Genomic DNA, 20579 nt, shown 5'->3' with positions numbered 1-20579 from the left:
CCGTGGACGTGCACTCCTTCCCGCTCGTCGCCGCGATCCTCGCCCTCGCTGCGCTGGCAGGGCTGCTCGCGACGCGGCTGCGGCAGCCGATGATCGTCGCGTTCATCGGCGTCGGCATCCTCGTCGGTCCGACCGGTACGGGGTGGGTCGTCGCGGACAGCACCGTCGAGTTGCTGGCCCGGATGGGAATCGCGATCCTGCTGTTCCTGGTGGGGCTCAAGCTCGACCTCCACCTCGTTCGCACCACCGGTCCCGTGGCACTCGCCACCGGGCTCGGGCAGGTCCTGTTCACCTCGGTGGTCGGCTACCTCATCGCGCTGGCGCTCGGCATGGATTCGGTATCGGCGATGTATGTGGCCGTCGCCCTGACCTTCTCGTCGACGATCATCATCGTCAAGCTGCTGTCGGACAAGCGCGAGCTCGAGCAGTTGCACGGCCGCATCGCCGTGGGCTTCCTCATCGTCCAGGACATCGTGGTCGTGCTGGTGATGATCGTGCTCACCGCCTTCGGCCAGTCGACGGACGATCACGTCGCCGTCGGGGTCGCACTCGTGCTCGCCAAGGGACTCGGGTTGCTCGGCGGCATCGTCGTGCTGATGCGCTACGTCCTGCCGTGGCTGCTCGGCCACGTCGCGCGTTCCCAGGAACTACTGGTGCTCTTCGGTGTCGCGTATGCGGTCTCGGTTGCCGCCTTCAGCGAGTGGCTGGGCTTCAGTTCCGAAGTGGGTGCCTTCCTCGCCGGTGTGTCGCTGGCGAGCACGCCGTACCGCGACGCCCTCGGCGCCCGCATGGTGAGCCTGCGGGACTTCCTGCTGCTGTTCTTCTTCCTCGATCTGGGCGCCCGGCTCGACTTCACGGACGCCGGGCAACAGATCGTGCCCGCGATCGTCTTCTCGGTCTTCGTACTGGTCGGCAACCCGTTGATCGTCGTGGCGATCATGTCCTTCATGCGGTACCCGGTGCGGGTGGGCTTCCTCGCCGGTCTCACGGTGGCGCAGATCTCCGAGTTCTCGTTGATCCTGGCGGCACTCGGGCTGAGCCTAGGGCACATCACGAACGCGACGGTCAGCCTGATCACCGTCGTCGGCGTGGTCACGATCGGGGGATCGACCTACCTGATCTTGTACTCGCACCGGATCTACGAGCGCCTCGCGTGCGGTCTGCGTCTCTTCGAGCGTCCCGACGTCCGCCGTGTCGCTCTCGACGGGCCCGACGCCGACGTCGACGGCATCGTCTACGGGCTGGGCCGGTTCGGTGGGCACCTCGCCGACCGACTGAGCGAGACCGACCACCGCGTGCTCGCGGTGGACTTCGATCCGCACCGCGTGTCGACCAACCGTCGGCTCGGCATCACGGCTGTCTACGGCAGCGCCGAGGACGCACACTTCCTCGAAACCCTCCCTCTGTCGACCGCGCGGTACGTGATCAGCACGATCCCTGTCCTGGAGACGAATCTCGCGCTCCTGCACGGACTGCGTCACCACGGGTTTCGCGGCAAGGTCGCCGTCACCGCCCACGGCAGCCACGACTCCGAGCGGCTCCGCGACGCAGGCGCCGACCTTGTGGTCGACCCGTTCGCGCTGGCGGCCACCACCACGATTGATGCACTGGACCAGCTCGTGGAGGTCGCCGACCCCGAAAGGTCAGACGACTGACCGGCGCACTGCGCGGTACGCGGAGGGGAACCGGGCGCACGTCCAGGTGGACCCGCTGCGTGGTGCCGAGCGCTTGCCCGACTACGACGGCGAGGCGGATCACCCTGGCACGGCTACCGCTTTTCTGCCGGGACGCGACCGAAATCCCGCGGTCTCGGGACGGAGCTTGCGGTGCCGGACGGTCCCCGACATCGGCCACGTGAACTTCAGTTGAGGCTTCCCCCAGCCGCCAGGAAGTTGTCGACGGCGCGTTGGAGCCGGTCGAGCGCAGCGCCGTACGACGTGAAGTCGCCCGTGCGCTGGGCTTCGCGCAGATCCGCCAGGGCATTGTTCAGTTCGACGACGGCAGCGGTCAGCTGTTCCGGGGTCGGCTCCGCTGGCGCGGTGGTCGGCGGCACCGCAGCGCCTTCCTCGGGCGGCGGTGCGGTCGCAGCAGGATCCGGCGCGGTCGCGGCGTCACCGCCGGGTGCGGTTGCCACCCGGCCCGTACCCGCACCGAAGACCTGGTCGAGTGCCTCGGCGAGGGTGGGTGCGTACCCGACGCGGACGCCGCCGGCGCTGGGTTCGCGATAGCTGACCAGCACCCGCGACAACTGCGGGAACGTCGAGCCGTCGGCGGTGCTGGTGAGACGCTCGGTGAACAGGGGCTCGACGTAGAGCACCCCGCCGTCCGCGATCGGCAGCGTCAGCAGATTGCCGTAGTGGATCCGGTTGGACCGCTCGAGCAGGGTGCGTTCGGAGGCCACCCGGGTGTCGGAGATCATCGAGTTCTGGGTTTGCTGCGGACCCTGGGTCTGCGTGTCGGTCGGCAGCTGCAGCACCTCCATCCGGCCGTAGTTGTCCGGGTCGGAGTCCACCGAGATGTAGGCGGAGAGGAATTCCCGGTTGAACCCGACCATCGCGCTGGCCAGACGGAAGGACGGTTCCGCGTTCTCGCGGTCACCGACCAGCACGTAGTACGGCGGCTGAGACCCCACGGCCTCGGAGGTGGGGTCGCTGGGAACGGACCAGAACGCATTGTTGGTGAAGAATTCCCGTGGGTCGTCGACGTGGTACTTCGCGAGCCGCTCCCGCTGGAGACCGAAGAGGTCCTCCGGGTATCGGAAGTGGGCGCGCAGTTCCGGGCTGATCGATTCCGGCGGTTGCACGGCCTCAGGGAAGGCGCCCATCCACGCCACGAGGACCGGGTCGTTCGTGTCCACCTGGTAGAGGGTGACGGTCCCGTCGTAGGCGTCCACCGTGGCCTTGACCGAGTTCCTGATGTAGGAGACGGCCTCACCCGGCAACAGCCGGCCCGTATCGGTGAGGCCGGCGCCGGGCAGCGCGCCGGACTGGGAGTACGGGTAGTGCGCGAGGGTGGTGTAGCCGTCGACGATCCAGACGATCCGGCCGTCCACGACCGCAGGGTACGGATTGCCGTCGGTGCGCAGCCACGGCGCGACCCGCTCCACGCGGGTCTTCGGATCACGATCGAAGATGATCTTCGAATCCACCCCGATGGCGCCGGAGAACAGAATGTTGCGCTCGCCGTAGCGCACCGCGAAGGCCAGCCGGTTGATCCAGTTCCCGATCGGCACTCCCCCGCTTCCGGTGTAGGTGTACTGGGAGGTGTCCGTGTCGTACTCGCGCGGCGTCGCGCCGGCGGGCCCACCGACGATCGCGTAGTCCGGGTCCGACGCCGCGATCAGTTCACCGAAGTAGATGCGCGGTTGTTCGACCGGGATCAGTTGCCTGCCGGAGGCCTGGGAAGCGATGTCGCTGACGGTGTAGATGGGGTAACCGCTGTCGCTTCCGCTGCCGGCCGCGGCCGCGTCTCGTACGGCGGCGTTGACCCGGTTCGCCGGCGCCGCCACGAATCCGTTGCCGTGGGTGTAGACGGTGTGCCGGTTGATCCACTGGGTCTGATTGCCGCTCAGGCTGTCCGGGGACAGTTCCCGTGCGGCGACGATGTAGTCACCGACCTTCCCGTCGATGGTGTACCGGTCGATGTCCAGCTGCGGAGTGAACCCGTAGAAGTTCTTCAGCTGCTGTTGCTGGGTGAAGGTCCTGGAAAGCACGTTCGGGTCCAGCAGCCGGGCGTTGGCGATCGTGGTGACGTCGGCCGGGATCTCCCGGGGGGGCCGGGTTCCGACCCCGGGATAGTCGAGGTACTCGACGCGATCGGCCTCGATCCCGTATGCCTGTCTGGTCGCGGCGATGTTGCGCTCGATGTACGGGCTCTCACGATCGGCGGCGTTCGGGCGCACCGAGAACTGCTCCGTGAGTGCCGGGAAGATACCGCCGACGACGATCGACGACAGGACCAGGAGCGCGGTCGCCATCAACGGCACCCGCAGGTCGTCCAGCAGGATCGAGGCGAAGAACGCCGCCGCGCAGAGCACGGCGATCGCCACCAGGATCAGGCGCGCCGGCAGGACCGCGTTGATGTCGGTGAACCCGGCCCCGGTGAACGTCGGTTCCTTCCGGCCGCTCCACAACAGCTCGTACCGATCGAACCAGTATGCGACCGCCTTGAGCGCGATGAAACTCCCGGCGGAAACCGCGATCTGGATCCGGGCCGCGCGCGTCGTCGCGCCGGTGGTGCCGCGCCGAGTGCCGGAGCCGGTCACGAAGGGCACCCGGAGTCCGCCGAAGAGAAAGTGGGTGGCCGTGCAGAGCACGAGTGCCAGGAACAGCGCGAGGAACGCCCACGTCAGCAGGAGCCGGTAGAAGGGCAGGTCGAAGACGTAGAACCCGATGTCGTGCCCGAACTCGGCGTCGGTGCTTCCGAATGCTCCGCCGTGGAGGAAGAGCTGCACCCTGGCCCACTGGCTCTGTGCGCTCAGGCCGAAGAACAGTCCCAGCAGCAGCGGGATGCCGATCGCGTACAGTTTCGGGCGCCGCAGGACCATGATCCGGTATCGCTCGATCGGATCGTCCGGACCGGTGGCGAACAGGGGCCGCGATCGGTACGCCCACACCGTCGCTCCGAAGAGCAGCCCCGTCACCACGAGCGTCACCACGGCGAACAGCACCAGCCGGGTCACGAGGACGGTGCCCCACACGTCCCGGTAGCCGACCTCTCCGAACCAGAGCCAGTCGGTGTACACCGCCACCAGGCGAGGTCCGGCGACGAGCAGAACGAAGAGGACCAGAAACGCGACGAGCGCCCGATACGCCCGGCGGGGTAGCACGCGTGCGGGTTCGGAGGGATGCACGTCCACCTCCGATCACCCGCGTACACCGCGGTGCCCGGGGCGACGCCGGAGCGGGTGCCGCCGCGATGTCCGTCCGTCCATTCTAGGCGGGGGCGATCACCCCGCCCAGGAAACCGACGACCCCTGCCACGCGACCCGGCGGAGCCTCAGCGCTGGTAGACGTCCGGGATGCCGTCGTGATCCGCGTCGACGGTCTCGAGTTCGGCGATCCTGCGGTAGGCCCGGTTCCGGGAGCGGAGCACCACCGAGGCGGCGAGTGCCGCCGTGAGGGAGCCGACGAGGACGGCAACCTTGATGTGGTCGGCCGCGACGGTGCCGGCGCCGTACGCGAGATCCCCGATCAGCAGAGAGACGGTGAAGCCGATGCCGCCGAGCAGCGCGACCCCGAGCACGTCCAGCCAGCTCAGACCCTCGTCCAGGTGGGCGCGGGTGAACCGCGCCATCAGGTAGGTGACGCCGAAGATCCCGACGACCTTGCCGAGCACGAGGCCCGCGACGACACCGATCGAGATCGGGTCGCGGAGCGCCTCACCCAGGCCGTCGAGGCCCCCGATCGTCACGCCGGCGGCGAAGAACGCGAAGATCGGGACAGCCACCCCGGCCGACAGTGGCCGGAGGCGATGTTCGAACTGCTCGGCCATGGCTTCCGTGCCGGTGCGGGTCCGGCGGGCGACCGGCACGGTGAACCCGAGCAGGACGCCGGCCACGGTGGCGTGCACGCCGGATTCGTGGACGAGGAACCACGTGAGCGCCGCCAGCGGCACCAGGAGCCACCAGAACCGGATGCCGCGCTGCACCGCGAGCGCGAAGGCGAGCAGCGGCAGCACCGCCAGTCCGAGGTACACGAAGTCGAGGTCGTCGGTGTAGAACACCGCGATCACGGTGACGGCGAGCAGGTCGTCGACGACGGCGAGCGTGAGCAGGAAGGTACGCAGTGCGGCCGGGAGGTGTGTGCCGATGACGGCCAGGATGGCCACGGCGAAGGCGATGTCGGTGGCGGTGGGCACGGCCCACCCCGCCAGGGCGTCCCCTCCGCCGCGCAGATTCACCGCGACGAACACGACGGCGGGAACCGCCATTCCCCCCACCGCGGCGGTGATCGGCACCGCTGCGCGCCGTAGATCGCGCAGGTCGCCGGCGACGAACTCGCGCTTGAGTTCCAAGCCGACGACGAAGAAGAAGATGGCCAGCAGCCCGTCGGCCGCCCACGTCCCGAGCGAGAGGTCCAGATGCAGGGCGGACGGGCCCACCGTCGTGTCACGTAGGCTGTGGTAGGCGTCGGACCACGGCGTGTTGGCCCAGATCAGGGCCACGAGCGCGCCGATGAGCAGCAGGACACCGCCGACCGTCTCCTTGCGGAGAATCTCGGTCACCCGCTTGGATTCCTCCCACGATCCACGTGAGAGCAACGGCAGGCGGGAGAAGGGTGTCGTCATCGATCGTCCTCGGATTTCGGGTAGCGGTCATCGTCTGCCGACCAGACTTCCCGGCGCACCGGATCCACCGTATCCCACCCCGGGTCCCCGATTCGAGCCGAGACAACCGGGCGGCCCGTCACGGGGACGGATAGGTGCTGATGGAGACCAGCGTCCCGTCACCGCCCGCCGAGACCGAGATGGAGGCGCCCTCACCTTCCTTCCTGATCGTGAGACTCGTGCTGTACGGGGTGACGCTTTCGGAGACCGTCTGCCACCCCTCCCGGTCCACGAAGTCGAGGTAGAAGGCGCCGACCTGGTCGATCGGGTCGGAGGTCGTCAGGACGGTCGAGCCGATCGATCGGCTGACGAGTGTCGACGGCTGATAGGCCGGGATCCCACCCGTCGCCTCGGTGACCTGCGGCTCGGTGCCCGGCTGCCCGGGTTCGGAACCGGCCGTCCCGGTCGGTGGGGTCGTCTCCGGGGCTGCCTCGGTGGTCGTCTGCGCCGACTCGCTCGGGTAAGTGTCGTCGGTGCCGCAGCCGCCGACCGCGAGTGCCACCGTCAGCGCTGCCGCAGCCACGGCCACGGCTCTCCTCGATGTTCGCATGTGCGTCCTCCTCCGCCGCTCCCACTGTGCCTGCCCGGAGCGGGATCGTGAGGCGGATTCGCTGCTTCGACTCGGAGGTGGGCGGAGCTCAGACTCGCCGCGCGCTCCGGGGCGGCGGCTGACACGTCGGGCAACTGAACGACGAACGGTTCATGAACTTCTCGCGCCGCACCGGCGTACCGCACCGCGGGCACGGCAGGTTCTCCTGGCCGTAGACGTTCAGCGACCGATCGAAGTACCCGGACTCACCGTTGACGTTGACGTAGAGGGCATCGAACGAGGTGCCACCCTTCGCGAGTGCCTCGCCCATCACGTCGCGGGCCGCATCGAGCAGCCGGCGCAGGGTCGGTCCCCCGAGCCGATCGGCTGCGCGGTTGCCGTGTACGCCGGCCCGCCACAGCGATTCGTCGGCGTAGATGTTGCCGATGCCCGAGACGACGGTCTGGTCGAGGAGGAGGCGCTTGATCTCGGAGTGCTTGCCGCGCAGCACCTTCACCACGGCGGCCGCATCGAACGCTGGGTCCAGGGGGTCGCGGGCGATGTGTGCGACGGGTTCCGGCAGGACGGCGCCGTCGACCTCGACGAGCGGGGCGAGGGCCCAGCCTCCGAAGGTGCGCTGGTCCACGAACCGCAGATCGGTGCCGTTGTCGAGAACGGCGCGGATGCGCAGGTGCTTCTCGTCCGGCACCGCAGGCGGCTGGACCAGCATCTGTCCGCTCATCCCGAGGTGCACGACCAGCGCGACGTCGGCGGGCTCGAGGACGAGCCACAGGTACTTGCCGCGACGCTGGACGGCGGCGACGGCCTGCCCGGTCAGCCGCAACGCGAGATCCCGCGGGCCGGGTTCGTGGCGGCGCACCGCACGAGGGTGCAGCACCTGGACGGACTCGATGGTGGCGCCCCGGACGTGCGCGTCCAGGCCGCGGCGGACGACCTCGACCTCGGGCAGTTCGGGCACGCCGGGTCAGTTCTGGTCGGCCGCGGCGCCGGTGGGGGCGGCGTCGCTGTCGGACAGGCTCTGCCAGGCCGCGGCGGCGGCCTTCTGCTCGGCTTCCTTCTTGGTGCGTCCCACGCCGACACCACGAGCGTCGCCCGCGACGATCACCGTCGCGGTGAATTCCTTGTCGTGGTCCGGGCCGGTCGCGGTGATCTCGTACGCCGGCACGCCCACGCCGCGTTCCGCGGTCAGTTCCTGCAGGCTCGTCTTCCAGTCGAGGCCGGCGCCGAGGCGCGGGCCGCGCTCCAGGAGTTCGGCGAACAGGCGCAGCACGACGGTGCGCGCGACGTCGATGCCGTGCTGCAGGTGGACGGCACCGAGCAGCGACTCCATGCCGTCCGCGAGGATGCTGGGCTTGTCGCGGCCACCGGTGAGTTCCTCACCCTTGCCGAGCAGCAGGTGCGGACCGAGGCCCCCCTCACCGAGGGATCGCGCGACCTCCGCGAGGGCGTGCATGTTCACCACCGAAGCCCGGATCTTCGCGAGTTCACCCTCGGACTTGTCCGGGTGCGACAGGTACAGCTTCTCGGTGACGGTGAGGCCCAGGACGGCGTCGCCGAGGAACTCGAGACGCTCGTTGGTCGGCAGGCCGCCGTTCTCGTACGCGTAGGAGCGGTGCGTGAGCGCAAGCGTCAGCAGCTCCGGATCCACATCGACACCGAGGGCGGCGAGAAGGGACGCGTGTTCCCCTTCGCCGCCCTCGGATGCGGTGGTCGAATCGCTCGTCACGATGTCTCAGATTCGAGAACTAGACGGCGGCGGTCACCTGACGGCCGTTGTAGGTGCCGCACGACGGGCACGCCACGTGCGGCAGCTTCTTCTCGCCGCAGCCGCGGTTCGGGCAGGTGACGAGCGTCGGCGCAGTGGTGTTCCACTGGCTCCGCCGCGACCGGGTGTTCGAACGCGACATTCTGCGCTTGGGGACGGCCACGTCTACTTCTCCTCGTTGTTCTTGCTGTCGGATGCACTGCTGGGTTCTTCGGAGCCTGCGCCGAAAGCGGCTGCCAACCCAGCCCAGCGAGGATCCATTCTCTCATGCCCGTGCCCGGATTCCGCAATCGCCAGGCGAATGCCGCATTCGGGGCACAGTCCCGCGCAGTCGTCACTACACAACGGCCGCAGCGGAAGTTCCAGTCCGACGGTGTCGACGATGACCGGCTCGAGGTCGATCGTGTCGTCCACCAGGCGGTAGACCTCGTCCTCGTCGGTGGTCTGCTCCGTGACGCTGTTCGGGTAGGCGAACAGCTCCGTCAGGTACAACTCCACCGAGTCCTCGAAGGGCTCGAGGCAGCGCGAGCACTCGCCGACTGTATCGGCACGCACGGTCCCGGTGACGAGGACCCCCTCCGAGACCGCTTCCAACCGGAGGTCGAGTTCCACATCCGTGCCTTCCTCGATCGCGATTGCGTCGAGTCCGATCCGCACCGGCGCGGGTACCACTTCGTGGACGGTGCGCATGGAACCCGGACGGCGGCCGAGCGAGAGTACGTCCAGCACGAGACCCGAATCCCGGTCGGGATGCTGGGAGCTGTGACGGCGGGCAGACACGGGAATGCTTCTTCCTCTTTCCAGGTGGCGGATGCCGCGGAACGGCTGGGCAACCACTCCACGATACGCGACGGAGCCGGGCACAACGAAATCGCCCCCCAACCCCCCGCGCGGACGCCGGAAGCGTCAGCGGCGCCGCTCGGACCGGCGTTCGGCCTCCGTGTAGTCGGGCACCCCGGCGCCCGTTCGCAACTGCTGCCGGCCGCGACCCACCGACCGCAGGGTCGTTCCGAGCACGTCCTCGAACTCGGCGAGCTTGGAATCGACGTACTCGTCGCATTCCGATCGCAACCGATCCGACTCGGCATGCGCGGCGTCGATGACCCGGGCCGACTCGGCGTGCGCGGCCTGCACGACCTCCGTCTTCGACACCAGCCGAGCCTGCTCGGCCTCGCCGTCGGCGACCGACCGCTCGTACGAGGCCTTGCCTGCCTCGATCATGCGGTCGGCCTCGGCCTGCGCGCGGGCCGTCACGGACTCGTACTGCTCCTTGGCGTCGGCGATCGTGTCGTCGGCCTCGGCCTGGGCATCGCGCACCAGATCGTCGGCGTGGGCACGGGCCTCCTGCACCATCCGGTCCGCCTGCGCCTTCGCGTCGGCGAGCATGCGGTCCGCGTCCGCGCGGGCGTTGTCGAGAGTCTCGCGGGCTTCCGCGTCGGCGTCCGCGACCGTCTTGTCGGCCTGGGTCCGCGCGTCACCGATGAGCTTGTCACGATGGTCCAGGACGTCCTGCGCGTCGTCCAGTTCCGCGGGCAACGCGTCGCGGACGTCGTCGAGCAGATCCAGTACGTCGCCGCGCGGGACCACGCAGCTCGCGGTCATCGGGACACTGCGTGCTTCCTCGACGATCGCGACCAGCTCGTCGAGTGCCTCGAATACCCGGTACACGCCCAACCCCAATCGTCGTCCCGGCGCGGCCGGTGCGACCGCCGCCGGATGCAAGTCTGCCGCAGGTACCGTCCGAGTCGGGCATCGCGCACCCGGTGTGTCGGCAATCGAACGGCGGGGCCGGCCCGCCCGGCCAGCGCTGCGCGGCTGGGTCCGATCAGCGCTGCGCGGCCGGGTCCGATCAGCGCTGCGCGGCTGGGCCCGGCCAGCGCTGCGCGGCTGGGCCCGATCAGCGCTGCGCGGCTGTGCGCTCCGCGATCCGCGCGAGGAGCCGCTTGTGCACCGTCGCCGGAAGCATGTCCGCGACGTCGCCGCCGTAGGTGGCGACCTCCTTGACGAGCGAACTCGACAGGTAGCTGTAGGCCGGATTGGTCGCGACGAAGAGGGTGTCGACGCCGGTGAGCTTGTGGTTCATCTGCGCCATCTGCAGCTCGTAGTCGAAGTCGTTGGCACCGCGCAGGCCCTTGACGATAGCGGTGATCCCGTGGGCACGTGCGTAGTCCACCAACAGGCCCTGCCAGGAGTCGACGCGCACGTTGCCGAGATGCGCGGTGGCTTCGGTGAGCATCTCGATGCGCTCGGGGACCGTGAACATTCCCTGCTTGTTGGGGTTGATCACGACGGTCACCGTCACTTCGTCGAACTGCACAGCAGTCCGCGAGATGACGTCGAGATGGCCGTTGGTCACGGGATCGAACGAACCGGGGCAGACCGCACTGCTCATGAGTCCGAACCGTAGCAGGTGGCGATCTCGATCCGGGTCTCACCGTACTTGCGGACGCGTTCCGGTTCGAGGGCGTCCGGCCACACCGTCTCCGGCGAGCGGGAGGAGCGCTCGAGCACCACCACGGAACCCTCCCCCACCCAGCCCCCGTCGACCAAGCCGGCGAGCATCGCGGTCACCGCCTGCTCGGTCACCGCATACGGCGGATCTGCGAGCACCAGGTCGTAGATCCGGTCCGGAACACCGCCGAGCACCGCAGCCACCGGCGCCGCCCGCAACACCGCAGGCAGCCCGAGTTCGCCGATGTTCCGGCGGATCACCGCGGCGGCCTGCGCGTCGGACTCGACGAGCAGGGCATGGGTGGCGCCCCGGGACAACGCCTCGAGGCCGAGCGCGCCGGAGCCGGCGTACAGGTCCAGCACCGACGCGCCGTCGAGCTCCATCCGGGCCGTGAGGGAGCTGAAGAGCGCCTCCCGGACCCGCTCCGAGGTGGGCCGGGTGCCGCGGGGCGGCACCTTCAGGCGCCGCCCCCCGGCCCGGCCGGCCACGATCCGGGTCATCGCACCGTCCCGGAGAACCGTCCGATCACTCCGCGCTCGCCTCGGACACGACGACCAGCAGGTCACCGCCTTCCACCTGGGACACGCCGCCGAGGGCGACACGGGTGACGGTGCCGCCGCGCGGCGCGGTGATCGCGGCCTCCATCTTCATCGCCTCGATGGTGGCGACGGTGTCGCCGGCGGCGACCCGGTCGCCTTCGGCGACCAGGAGGGTCACGGCGCCGGCGAACGGTGCGGCGACGTGCCCGGGGTTGGTGCGGTCGGCCTTCTCCGCGGCCGGAACCTCGCTGGCGACGGACTTGTCGCGCACCGACACCGGACGCAACTGCCCGTTGAGGATGCACATCACCGTCCGGAAGCCGCGCTCGTCCGGCTCCGAGATCGCCTCGAGCCCGATCAGCAGTTCGACGCCCTTGTCCAGGCGCACCCGGTGCTCCTCCCCGCGCCGCAGCCCGTAGAAGAACTGGTTGGCCGACAGCTCCGAGGTGTCGCCGTAGCGGTCCCGGTGCTCGAGGAACGCCTGGGTCGGGCCGGGGAACAGCAGCCGGTTCAAGGTGGCGCGGCGCTCGGTGGAGGTGTCGTCGAGGGCCTTCTCGTCCTCGGACGTCAGCGGCACCTCGGCCTTGGGGGCACCGCGGCCCTCGAGGGCCTTGGAGCGGAACGGCTCGGGCCACCCGCCGGGCGGGGTGCCGAGCTCGCCGCGCAGGAATCCGACCACCGAGTCCGGGATGTCGAAGCGGGACGGGTCGGCCGCGAACTCCTCGCTGGCGACGCCGGAGCCCACCAGGTGCAGAGCCAGGTCGCCGACCACCTTCGACGAGGGCGTGACCTTGACCAGCCGGCCGAGCATCCGGTCGGCGGCGGCGTACTTGGCCTCGACCTCCTCGAACCGGTCGCCCAGGCCCAGCGCGATGGCCTGCTGCCGCAGGTTCGACAGCTGCCCGCCGGGGATCTCGTGGGTGTAGACCCGGCCCGTGGGGGCGGGCAGACCCGACTCGAACGGCGCGTACACCTTGCGCAACGCCTCCCAGTACGGCTCGAGGTCGCACACGGCCTGCAGGTCGAGGCCGGTGTCGTGCTCCGAGTGCGCCGCCGCGGCGACGATCGCCGACAGCGCGGGCTGGCTGGTGGTGCCGGCCAGTGCGGCGGAGGCGCCGTCGACGGCGTCGGCGCCGGCCTGCCATGCCGCGAGGTACGTCGCGAGCTGGCCGCCGGGGGTGTCGTGGGTGTGCACGTGCACCGGCAGGTCGAAGTTGCTGCGCAGCGCCGAGACCAGGGTGGCGGCCGCGGGGGCGCGCAGCAACCCGGCCATGTCCTTGATCGCCAGCACGTGCGCCCCGGCCTCGACGATCTGCTCCGCCAGGCGCAGGTAGTAGTCGAGGGTGTAGAGCGTCTCGCCGGGATCCGACAGGTCCCCGGTGTAGGACATCGCGACCTCGGCCAGGGCGGTGCCGGTCTCGCGGACCGCGTCGATCGCCGGCCGCATCTGGTCGACGTTGTTCAGCGCGTCGAAGATGCGGAAGATGTCGATGCCGGTGTCGGTGGCCTCCCGCACGAACGCGCGGGTGACCACCTCCGGGTACGGGGTGTAGCCGACCGTGTTGCGCCCGCGCAGCAGCATCTGCAGGTTGATGTTGGGGACGGCCTCGCGCAGCGCCGCGAGCCGCTCCCACGGATCCTCGTGCAAAAAGCGCAGCGCGACGTCGTAGGTGGCACCGCCCCACGCCTCGATCGACAGCAGTTGCGGGGTCATCCGCGCGACGTGACCGGCGACGGTGAGCAGGTCCTTGCTGCGCACGCGGGTCGCGAGCAGCGACTGGTGCGCATCGCGGAAGGTGGTGTCGGTGACGGCGAGGGCCTTCTGCTCGCGCAGCGCCTTCGCGAAGCCGTCCGGGCCGAGGGCGAGCAGACGCTGCCGCGAGCCTTCCGGCGGGGCGACGTCGAGGTCGATCTTCGGCAGCTTGTCGTGCGGGTACACGGTCGTCGGGCGCTCGCCGTGCGGCTTGTTCACCGTCACGTCGGCCAGGTACTCGACGATCTTGGTGCCGCGGTCCGCGGACGTCTTGGCGGTCAGCAGCTGGGGGCGCTCGTCGATGAACGACGTGGTGACGTTGCCGGCCCGGAAGTCCGGATCGTCGAGTACGGCCTGCAGGAAGGGGATGTTCGTCGACACGCCGCGGATGCGGAACTCGGTGACCGCGCGGCGGGCACGGGCGACGGCGGTGGGCAGGTCGCGGCCGCGCGCCGTGAGCTTGACCAGCATCGAGTCGAAGTGAGCGGAGACCTCGGCACCGACGGAGGTGCCGCCGTCGAGGCGGATCCCGGCGCCGCCGGGCGTGCGGTAGGCACTGATGCGGCCGGTGTCGGGCCGGAATCCGTTGGCCGGATCCTCGGTAGTGATGCGGCACTGCAGCGCCGCCCCGCGGATGGCGACCTTGTCCTGCGACAGGCCCAGGTCGGTCAGCGACTCGCCGGAGGCGATGCGCAGCTGCGCCTGCACGAGGTCGACGTCGGTGATCTCCTCGGTGACGGTGTGCTCGACCTGGATACGCGGGTTCATCTCGATGAAGACGTGGTTGCCGCGCGAATCGAGGAGGAACTCCACGGTGCCGGCACAGCTGTACCCGATCTGCTTCGCGAAGGCGACGGCGTCCGCGCAGATCCGCTCCCGCAGCTCGGGCGCGAGGTTCGGTGCCGGGGCCAGCTCGATGACCTTCTGGTGGCGGCGCTGCAGCGAGCAGTCCCGCTCGAACAGATGCATGACGTTGCCCTGGGTGTCGGCCAGGATCTGCACCTCGATGTGCCGGGGATCGACCACGGCCTGCTCGAGGAACACCGTGGGATCGCCGAACGCCGCGTCCGCCTCGCGGGACGCCGCCTCGATCGCCTCGCGCAGCGCCGCCGGCTCGGCGACGCGCCGCATCCCGCGGCCACCGCCGCCGGCGACGGCCTTGACGAAGATCGGGAACTCCATCGACTCCGCCGCCTCGAGCAGCTCCTCGAGGTCCGCCGACGGCTCGGACGACGCCAGCACCGGCAGGCCCGCCGCCTTCGCCGCGGCGATCGCCCGGGCCTTGTTCCCGGTCAGCTCCAGCACGTGCGCCGACGGACCGATGAAGGTGATCCCTTCCGCCGCACACGCCGCCGCCAGATCCGGGTTCTCGGACAGGAAGCCGTAGCCGGGGTAGACGGCGTCGGCCCCGGCCTTCTTCGCGGCGGCGACGATCTCCGCCACGGACAGGTACGCACGGACCGGATGCCCCTGCTCCCCGATCTGGTAGGCCTCGTCGGCCTTGAGCCGGTGCAGGGAATTGCGGTCCTCGTACGGAAACACCGCGACGGTCCCGGCACCCAGTTCGTAGGCGGCACGGAATGCGCGGATCGCGATCTCGCCTCGGTTGGCGACAAGCACTTTGGAGAACATTGGACGACGGTACCGCGACGAAACACTCCGTTCGGCGCCCGCGTCCCAGATCGTGAGACGGACGGCAGTCTTTGTCCGACTGAAACGATGCAGGTCGAGAGATCCTTAACGCGCCGGAAACACGGAGGACGGGTCCGCCGTCACCTCACGCGGGCGCGGCCCTCGATGTGCGCGAAACGTAACCTCACGACTTCTCGAGGTACGCGACCCGTTCGGTGTCGAGCGCGGCCGAGACCATGCGGGCAAGACCGGGGTGCTCCTCGAGCCGCGGATCCAGGTCGGTCACTGCCCGCGCGAAGGCCTGCGCGGCCGAGATGACCTCGACGTCGTCGACGAGCGAGAGCATCCGCAGCGTCGACGTGGTACCCGACTGGGCGACGCCGAGCACGTCACCCTCGCGACGCTGCTGCAGGTCCAGCTGAGCGAGCGCGAATCCGTCGGTGGTCGCGGCGACGGCCTCGAGTCGGGCCATGGCGGGCGCGCCCGGCTTGGAATCGGTCACCAGCAGGCAGAGCCCGGCATGTCCGCCCCGGCCCACCCGGCCGCGGAGCTGATGCAACTGGCTGACCCCGAAGCGGTCGGCATCCACGATGACCATCACCGTCGCGTTGGGCACATCCACGCCCACTTCGACGACGGTGGTGCACACCAGCACGTCGATGTCGCCCGCGGCGAAGTCACGCATCACCGCGTCCTTCTCGTCGGCGGGCAGGCGCCCGTGCAGCAGCCCGACCCGCAGGTGAGCGAGCGGCCCGCCGGCGAGCTCGTCGAACTGCTGGAGCACCGACTTCGTCTCGGGAGGCGCGCCCTTTCCCCTGCGCCCACCGGTCGTCTCCGCCTCGTCGACGTCGACGAGGTCGGCGTCCTCGTCGCTGTCGCCGTCGCCGATGCGCGAGCACACCACATACGCCTGCCGGCCCGCCGCGACCTCCTCGCCGATGCGTTCCCACGCGCGCGCCACCCAGCTCGGATGCACCTTCGCCGGCACGACCCGGCTGGTGATGGGCGACCGGCCGCGAGGCAGTTCCCGCAATGTGGACACCTCGAGGTCGCCGAGGACGGTCATCGCGATGGTGCGCGGGATCGGGGTCGCCGTCATCACCAGCACGTGCGGGCTGGCACCGTCGCGGCCGCGGTTGCGCAGCACGTCGCGCTGCTCCACCCCGAAGCGGTGTTGTTCGTCGACGACGACGAGACCGAGGTCGTGGAACTCCACACCCTGCTGGATCAGCGCGTGGGTGCCGATCACGAGACCGGATTCGCCGCTCACGACGTCGAGCAGGGCCTGCCGTTTGCGGGCCGTGCCCATCGATCCCGTCACGAGGGTGACCTTCGTGGCCAGCTCGTGGGCGCCGAGTTCACCCGCCGCGGCGAGGTCGCCGAGCATCTTCGTCAGCGACCGCGCATGCTGGGCGGCGAGGACCTCGGTCGGAGCGAGCAGCGCGCACTGGTGCCCCGCGTCGATGACCTGCAGCATGGCCCGCAGCGCCACGATCGTCTTGCCCGAACCGACCTCGCCCTGCAGCAACCGGTTCATCGGATGGTCGCCCGCGAGATCGGCCGCGATCTCGTCGGCGACGGCGAGCTGGCCGGCGGTCAGCTCGAACGGCAGCCGGCGATCGAACTCGTCGGCGATACCGCCACTGCGGCGCGGGCACGCCGGGGCGGTGCGCACCGCGACGTCGTGGCGGCGCCGGGCGAGCACGAGCTGCACCGCCGCGGCCTCGTCGAAACGCAGGCGCTCGCGGGCGGCGGTGACGTCGTCCCGGTCGTCGGGCAGGTGGATGCGGCGCAGCGCCTCGTCCAGCCCGATCAGACCGTGTTCGCGCCGCACCCAGTCGGGCAGCGGGTCGTCGACGGTCTCGAGCTGGTCGAGGATCTGCCGCACGCATCGCATCACGGTCCACGATTCGACGTCGCGGGTGGCGGGATACATGGGGATGAGGGCCCGGTCGAAGATGGACATGTCGATGCCGCCGTCGCCCTGGGCGCTGCGGGCCATCCCCGCGAGGGCGCCGGCGCCGCGGACCCGGGCGGGCCGCGGGGCCGCGCCGCCGATCTCGGGGCCGCGGGGCTCGGGCAGGATGATGTAGCTCGGGTGGGCCAAGCTCCACTTGTCGCGGAAATACTTGACGGTGCCGGAGAACATGCCGCGCACCCCGGGCTTGATGTTGTACTTGACCTTGTGCGGGTTGAAGAAGGTCACGTCGATCTTCTGCCGGTCCGATTCGAGCACGACAGCGAGACGGGTACCGGGGCGGCTCTTCATCCGCACCTCGTCGGCCTTGGCCACCCGCGCGATGATCGTCACGTGCTGGCCCTCGACCGGTTGCGCGTCGCCGAGTTCGGCGCCCTGGGTGGCATACCGGTGGGGGTAGTGGCGCAGCAGGTCCTCGACGGTGGTCATGCCGAACGAATCGGCGAGTGCATCCGCGGTCTTGCGGCCGAGAAGATGATCGAGTCGGTCCGCGAGTGTCGCCACTGCCGTCCTCTCCGCTCCGATCGACACCGGTATCCGGTGTCCGACTGTTCCTGTGCCGGCTATTCCACGCCGAGCTGCAGCAGGTCGCTGCGCTGCCCTCCGTGGTACACCAGCACCTCCACCTCGGGGTGGCGGTCGTTGACGTGCCGGGTCAGCTGTTCGGCGAGTCCGTCGGGGGCGTCGAGGCCGACGAGCATCGTCACGAGCTCTCCGCCCGCGGCGAGCACCTTGTCGAGCAGCGACGCTCCCGCCGTCACCAGATCATGCTCGATGACTACGACATCGTGACCGGACAGGCCCAGGCTGTGCCCCGGCTCGCAGGTTCCCACCCACGTCAGGGCGCGTTCGTTCGCGATGCGCAACGAGCCCCACCGCGTCGCCGCGGCCGCCTCGGACATGGCGAAGGCGTCGTCGGCGGAATCGCGGCCCGGGTCGTGCACCGCGAGCGACGCCAGCCCCTGCACCATCGACGAGCAGGGCAGGAACATCACCTCACGCCGGTGGTCGCGAGCCGCCGCACCCACGGCGACGAGTTCCTGGGCGGGCAGCGCACCGTTGGGCAGGACCATCACGTCGCGGCTGCCCAGCCGGCGGATCGCGTCGAGCAGATGCCGGCGGGTGATCGGATCGTCCGCTCGCACGATCGCCGCACCCTCGGCTTCGAACAGCTCGGCCGCTCCGTCGCCGGCCACGACGGCAAGCACCGAGCGGGTTCCGGCACCGGAACCGACCGGATCGACGCCGATCCGCTGCTGGGCCTCCAGCGCGAAGCACGTGACGGTGACCTGGTGGAGGCGCCCGGCCTCCAGGCCCGCCTCGACGGCGGCGCCCGCGTCGCAGCAGTGCACGTGCACGGACCAGGTGCCGGCGCCGTCACCGACCACGGCGACCGAGTCCCCCAGCGCGTCGAGGCGGGTTCGCAGGACGTCCATGCGGGTGGTGTCGGAGTCCTCGACGAAGTACATGACCTCGAAGTCCTGGCCGTCGTCGCGGAGGCCGTGCCCGTCGTGCCCGACATGCCGGGCGGGGGCGCCGGGCCGCGACGTCGCGATCGGCGCCCGGTCCGGACGTCGGCCGGAGACCGTCTCGACGAACGCGTCGAGCAGCAGGAGCAGACCGAGCCCACCGGCATCGACGACCCCGGCCTCGGCCAGCACGTCGAGCTGTGCCGTGGTGCGTTGCACGGCCTCGGCGGCGGCGTCGGCGGCTGCGGTCGCCACCGTCACGAGCGAACCGGACCCGCCGGCGGCGTGCGCGCCGTCGGCGGCCGCGTGCAGCACACTGACGATCGTGCCCTCGGCGGGGCAGCTCAGGGCACCGGTGACGAGGTCGGCGGCATGACACCAGGCACGTCCGAGTTCGGTGGCGTCGACCACGACGGCGCCGTCGAGGGCGTCGGCCAGGCCCCGCAGCATCTGGGCGAGGATGACCCCGGAGTTGCCGCGGGCGCCGTGGAACGCGCCGCGCGCCAAGGCGCCGACGATCGTGGCGACATCGTCGGCGTCGGCCGCGGAGGTGTCGAGTTCCGCTGCCGCGGAGCGCAGGGTGACGAGCAGGTTGGTACCGGTATCGCCGTCGGGGACGGGGAAGACGTTGAGGCTGTTGATCTCGTCGCGGCGCTCGGCGAGGACCCGCAACCCCAGATCCACCCATCTGCGCAGGGCGGTCCCGTCGACTGCCTCCCCGACCTCGAGCACCTGCTTCCCCCCTCTTCGACCACCACGCAACGGTGACGCAAGGGTAACGGTGTGCCCGCCGGACGGCCGGTTTGGCCATTGCCACCCCCACCCGCTACGCTTGCAGGGTTGCCTCGCACGGGTGGCGGACGCCTTCTCGTGTTCGCAGGCCGACGAAGACACGAAAATATCCACTACTCACCAAGGAGTTCGCGACTATGGCTGCCGTCTGCGACGTATGCGCCAAGGGCCCCGGCTTCGGTAAGTCGGTCTCGCACTCGCACCGGCGTACCAACCGTCGTTGGAACCCGAACATCCAGAGCGTTCGCGCTCAGGTTGCCCCGGGCAACACGCGCAAGGTCAACGTGTGCACCTCCTGCCTCAAGGCAGGCAAGGTCGTCCGCGGCTGATACCCGGTTCGACGAGGCCCCGGCGTTGCGACGCCGGGGCCTCGTCGCGTTCGGTCCCCGTCGCGACGGACTCGCATCGACAGCCGCGACGGACTCGCCTCGACAGCTGCGACGGACTCGCATGCACCGTCGCGAAGGACTCGCCTGCACCGTCGGGACGGGCTCGCACCGCCCCTGGGGGCGACCGGTAGGGTGCCCGGGTGACCGAATCAGTACTGTCCCACGTCCGTATCGAGGACGGCGTGCTGCGCATCGCCGTGGCGACCGCCGAGCGTGGCACCTCCCTCTCCCCCACGGGCATGACCCAGGGCATCGAGGCCCTGCGAACCGCCGGAGCCGATGCCGGCGCCGTCCTGCTCGTCGGTGAGGGCGCCAACTTCTGCGCGGGCGGCGACGTCCGTGCGTTCGCCACCGCGCCGGACCGCGGCGAGTTCGTCGGCGACGTCGCACGCCTGTTCCACGACTTCGTCCGTGCCCTCGACGCGGCTCGCATGCCAGTGGTGGCCGCGGTCCAGGGCTGGGCGGCGGGCGCGGGCATGAGCATCGTGCTGCACGCCGACATCGCGCTCGGCGGTCCCTCGACGAAGCTGCGTCCGGCGTACCCGTCGATCGGGTTCACACCCGACGGCGGGATGTCGTGGACCCTGCCGCGCATCGTGGGGGTCGCCCGCGCGCGGGAGATCATCCTGACCGACTGTGTCCTGAACGCCGACGAGGCCGTGCGACTCGGGGTGCTCAGCCGCCTCGTCGCCGACGACGAGGTGCAGGGCGAGGCGATGCGGGTGGCTCGCACCCTCGCGAACGGTCCCACCGCCGCCTACGCCGGCATCCGGCGACTGGTGGCCGATTCCATGGGACGGTCGTTGTCCGAGCAGCTCGACGCGGAGGCCGACGCGATCTCCGCGGCGGCCACCACCCCTACGGGTATCGAGGGTGTCGACGCGTTCGTCGAGAAGCGGCGTCCCGACTTCGAGTCGATCCACCGGGGCTGAA

Annotated in this window: 16 protein-coding genes; 3 read left to right on the top strand and 13 right to left on the bottom strand. The window is 70.2% G+C overall.

Translation table 11 applies throughout. From position 1 onward, the window contains the following. The first annotated feature begins 2 nt into the window (after positions 1 to 2). Positions 3 to 1655: a cation:proton antiporter gene (locus AC2IPW_RS10150; protein ID WP_486376803.1), complete on the top strand. Its 1653-nt coding sequence runs from the start codon at positions 3 to 5 to the stop codon at positions 1653 to 1655. A gap of 206 nt (positions 1656 to 1861) precedes the next feature. On the opposite strand, the gene AC2IPW_RS10145 is transcribed toward AC2IPW_RS10150, so the two are convergent. The 13 genes from AC2IPW_RS10145 to AC2IPW_RS10085 form a co-directional block, all read right to left on the bottom strand. Then, positions 1862 to 4858, bottom strand: coding sequence for a UPF0182 family protein (locus tag AC2IPW_RS10145; protein ID WP_486376802.1), 2997 nt, complete (start codon positions 4856 to 4858; stop codon positions 1862 to 1864). A gap of 140 nt (positions 4859 to 4998) precedes the next feature. Then, entirely contained in the window at positions 4999 to 6225 is a 1227-nt protein-coding gene (gene nhaA / locus AC2IPW_RS10140) for a Na+/H+ antiporter NhaA (RefSeq protein WP_371383169.1), read from the bottom strand. Between the two features lie 181 nt (positions 6226 to 6406). Next, positions 6407 to 6856 (bottom strand): hypothetical protein, encoded by a 450-nt coding sequence (locus AC2IPW_RS10135; protein WP_486376801.1) that lies wholly within the window; start codon positions 6854 to 6856, stop codon positions 6407 to 6409. A 109-nt stretch (positions 6857 to 6965) separates the two neighbouring features. Continuing rightward, positions 6966 to 7835 carry a bifunctional DNA-formamidopyrimidine glycosylase/DNA-(apurinic or apyrimidinic site) lyase gene (gene mutM, locus AC2IPW_RS10130; protein WP_010592786.1) on the bottom strand — a complete coding sequence of 290 codons (870 nt, stop codon included), beginning with the start codon at positions 7833 to 7835 and terminating at the stop codon, positions 6966 to 6968. A gap of 6 nt (positions 7836 to 7841) precedes the next feature. Further along, a complete protein-coding gene (rnc, locus tag AC2IPW_RS10125) occupies positions 7842 to 8603 on the bottom strand; it encodes a ribonuclease III (RefSeq protein WP_054374642.1) in 762 nt (253 codons plus the stop codon). Between the two features lie 19 nt (positions 8604 to 8622). Next, a complete protein-coding gene (gene rpmF, locus AC2IPW_RS10120) occupies positions 8623 to 8805 on the bottom strand; it encodes a 50S ribosomal protein L32 (RefSeq protein WP_003939052.1) in 183 nt (60 codons plus the stop codon). Positions 8806 to 8807: 2 nt separating this feature from the next. Further along, positions 8808 to 9422, bottom strand: a complete 615-nt coding sequence (locus AC2IPW_RS10115) for a YceD family protein (RefSeq protein ID WP_003939053.1) — start codon at positions 9420 to 9422, stop codon at positions 8808 to 8810. 126 nt (positions 9423 to 9548) lie between these two features. Then, entirely contained in the window at positions 9549 to 10310 is a 762-nt protein-coding gene (locus tag AC2IPW_RS10110; RefSeq protein WP_003939054.1) for a DivIVA domain-containing protein, read from the bottom strand. Positions 10311 to 10539: 229 nt separating this feature from the next. Continuing rightward, positions 10540 to 11034, bottom strand: a complete 495-nt coding sequence (coaD, locus tag AC2IPW_RS10105; protein WP_003939055.1) for a pantetheine-phosphate adenylyltransferase — start codon at positions 11032 to 11034, stop codon at positions 10540 to 10542. Continuing rightward, on the bottom strand, positions 11031 to 11660 hold the full coding sequence (rsmD, locus tag AC2IPW_RS10100) for a 16S rRNA (guanine(966)-N(2))-methyltransferase RsmD (protein ID WP_486376800.1): 630 nt from the start codon (positions 11658 to 11660) through the stop codon (positions 11031 to 11033). The genes coaD and rsmD overlap by 4 nt, the downstream gene beginning before the upstream one ends. Then, entirely contained in the window at positions 11620 to 15018 is a 3399-nt protein-coding gene (locus tag AC2IPW_RS10095; protein ID WP_486376799.1) for a pyruvate carboxylase, read from the bottom strand. Before AC2IPW_RS10095 ends, rsmD begins: the two co-directional genes overlap by 41 nt. A 184-nt stretch (positions 15019 to 15202) precedes the next feature. After that, on the bottom strand, positions 15203 to 17500 hold the full coding sequence (recG, locus tag AC2IPW_RS10090; protein WP_486376798.1) for an ATP-dependent DNA helicase RecG: 2298 nt from the start codon (positions 17498 to 17500) through the stop codon (positions 15203 to 15205). 59 nt (positions 17501 to 17559) lie between these two features. Beyond that, a complete protein-coding gene (locus AC2IPW_RS10085; protein ID WP_432375440.1) occupies positions 17560 to 19197 on the bottom strand; it encodes a DAK2 domain-containing protein in 1638 nt (545 codons plus the stop codon). A gap of 197 nt (positions 19198 to 19394) precedes the next feature. On the opposite strand from AC2IPW_RS10085, the gene rpmB reads away from it, so the two are divergent. Then, the gene (gene rpmB, locus AC2IPW_RS10080) at positions 19395 to 19586 is read left to right on the top strand and encodes a 50S ribosomal protein L28 (protein WP_003939060.1); all 192 of its coding nucleotides are present in this window, start codon (positions 19395 to 19397) and stop codon (positions 19584 to 19586) included. A gap of 200 nt (positions 19587 to 19786) precedes the next feature. Continuing rightward, positions 19787 to 20578 (top strand): enoyl-CoA hydratase-related protein, encoded by a 792-nt coding sequence (locus tag AC2IPW_RS10075; RefSeq protein ID WP_054374677.1) that lies wholly within the window; start codon positions 19787 to 19789, stop codon positions 20576 to 20578. The last annotated feature ends 1 nt before the right edge of the window (position 20579 follow it).

Source organism: Rhodococcus sp. NS-SX18, from assembly GCF_057367935.1.
This window is presented reverse-complemented; position numbering and strand designations above follow the sequence as displayed.

Bases quoted from the DNA above. Each gene is read 5' to 3' on its own strand.
- coaD (WP_003939055.1), bottom strand. From the start codon at position 11,034: ATGAGCAGTGCGGTCTGCCCCGGTTCGTTCGATCCCGTGACCAACGGC.
- AC2IPW_RS10095 (WP_486376799.1), bottom strand. From the start codon at position 15,018: ATGTTCTCCAAAGTGCTTGTCGCCAACCGAGGCGAGATCGCGATCCGC.
- rpmB (WP_003939060.1), top strand. From the start codon at position 19,395: ATGGCTGCCGTCTGCGACGTATGCGCCAAGGGCCCCGGCTTCGGTAAG.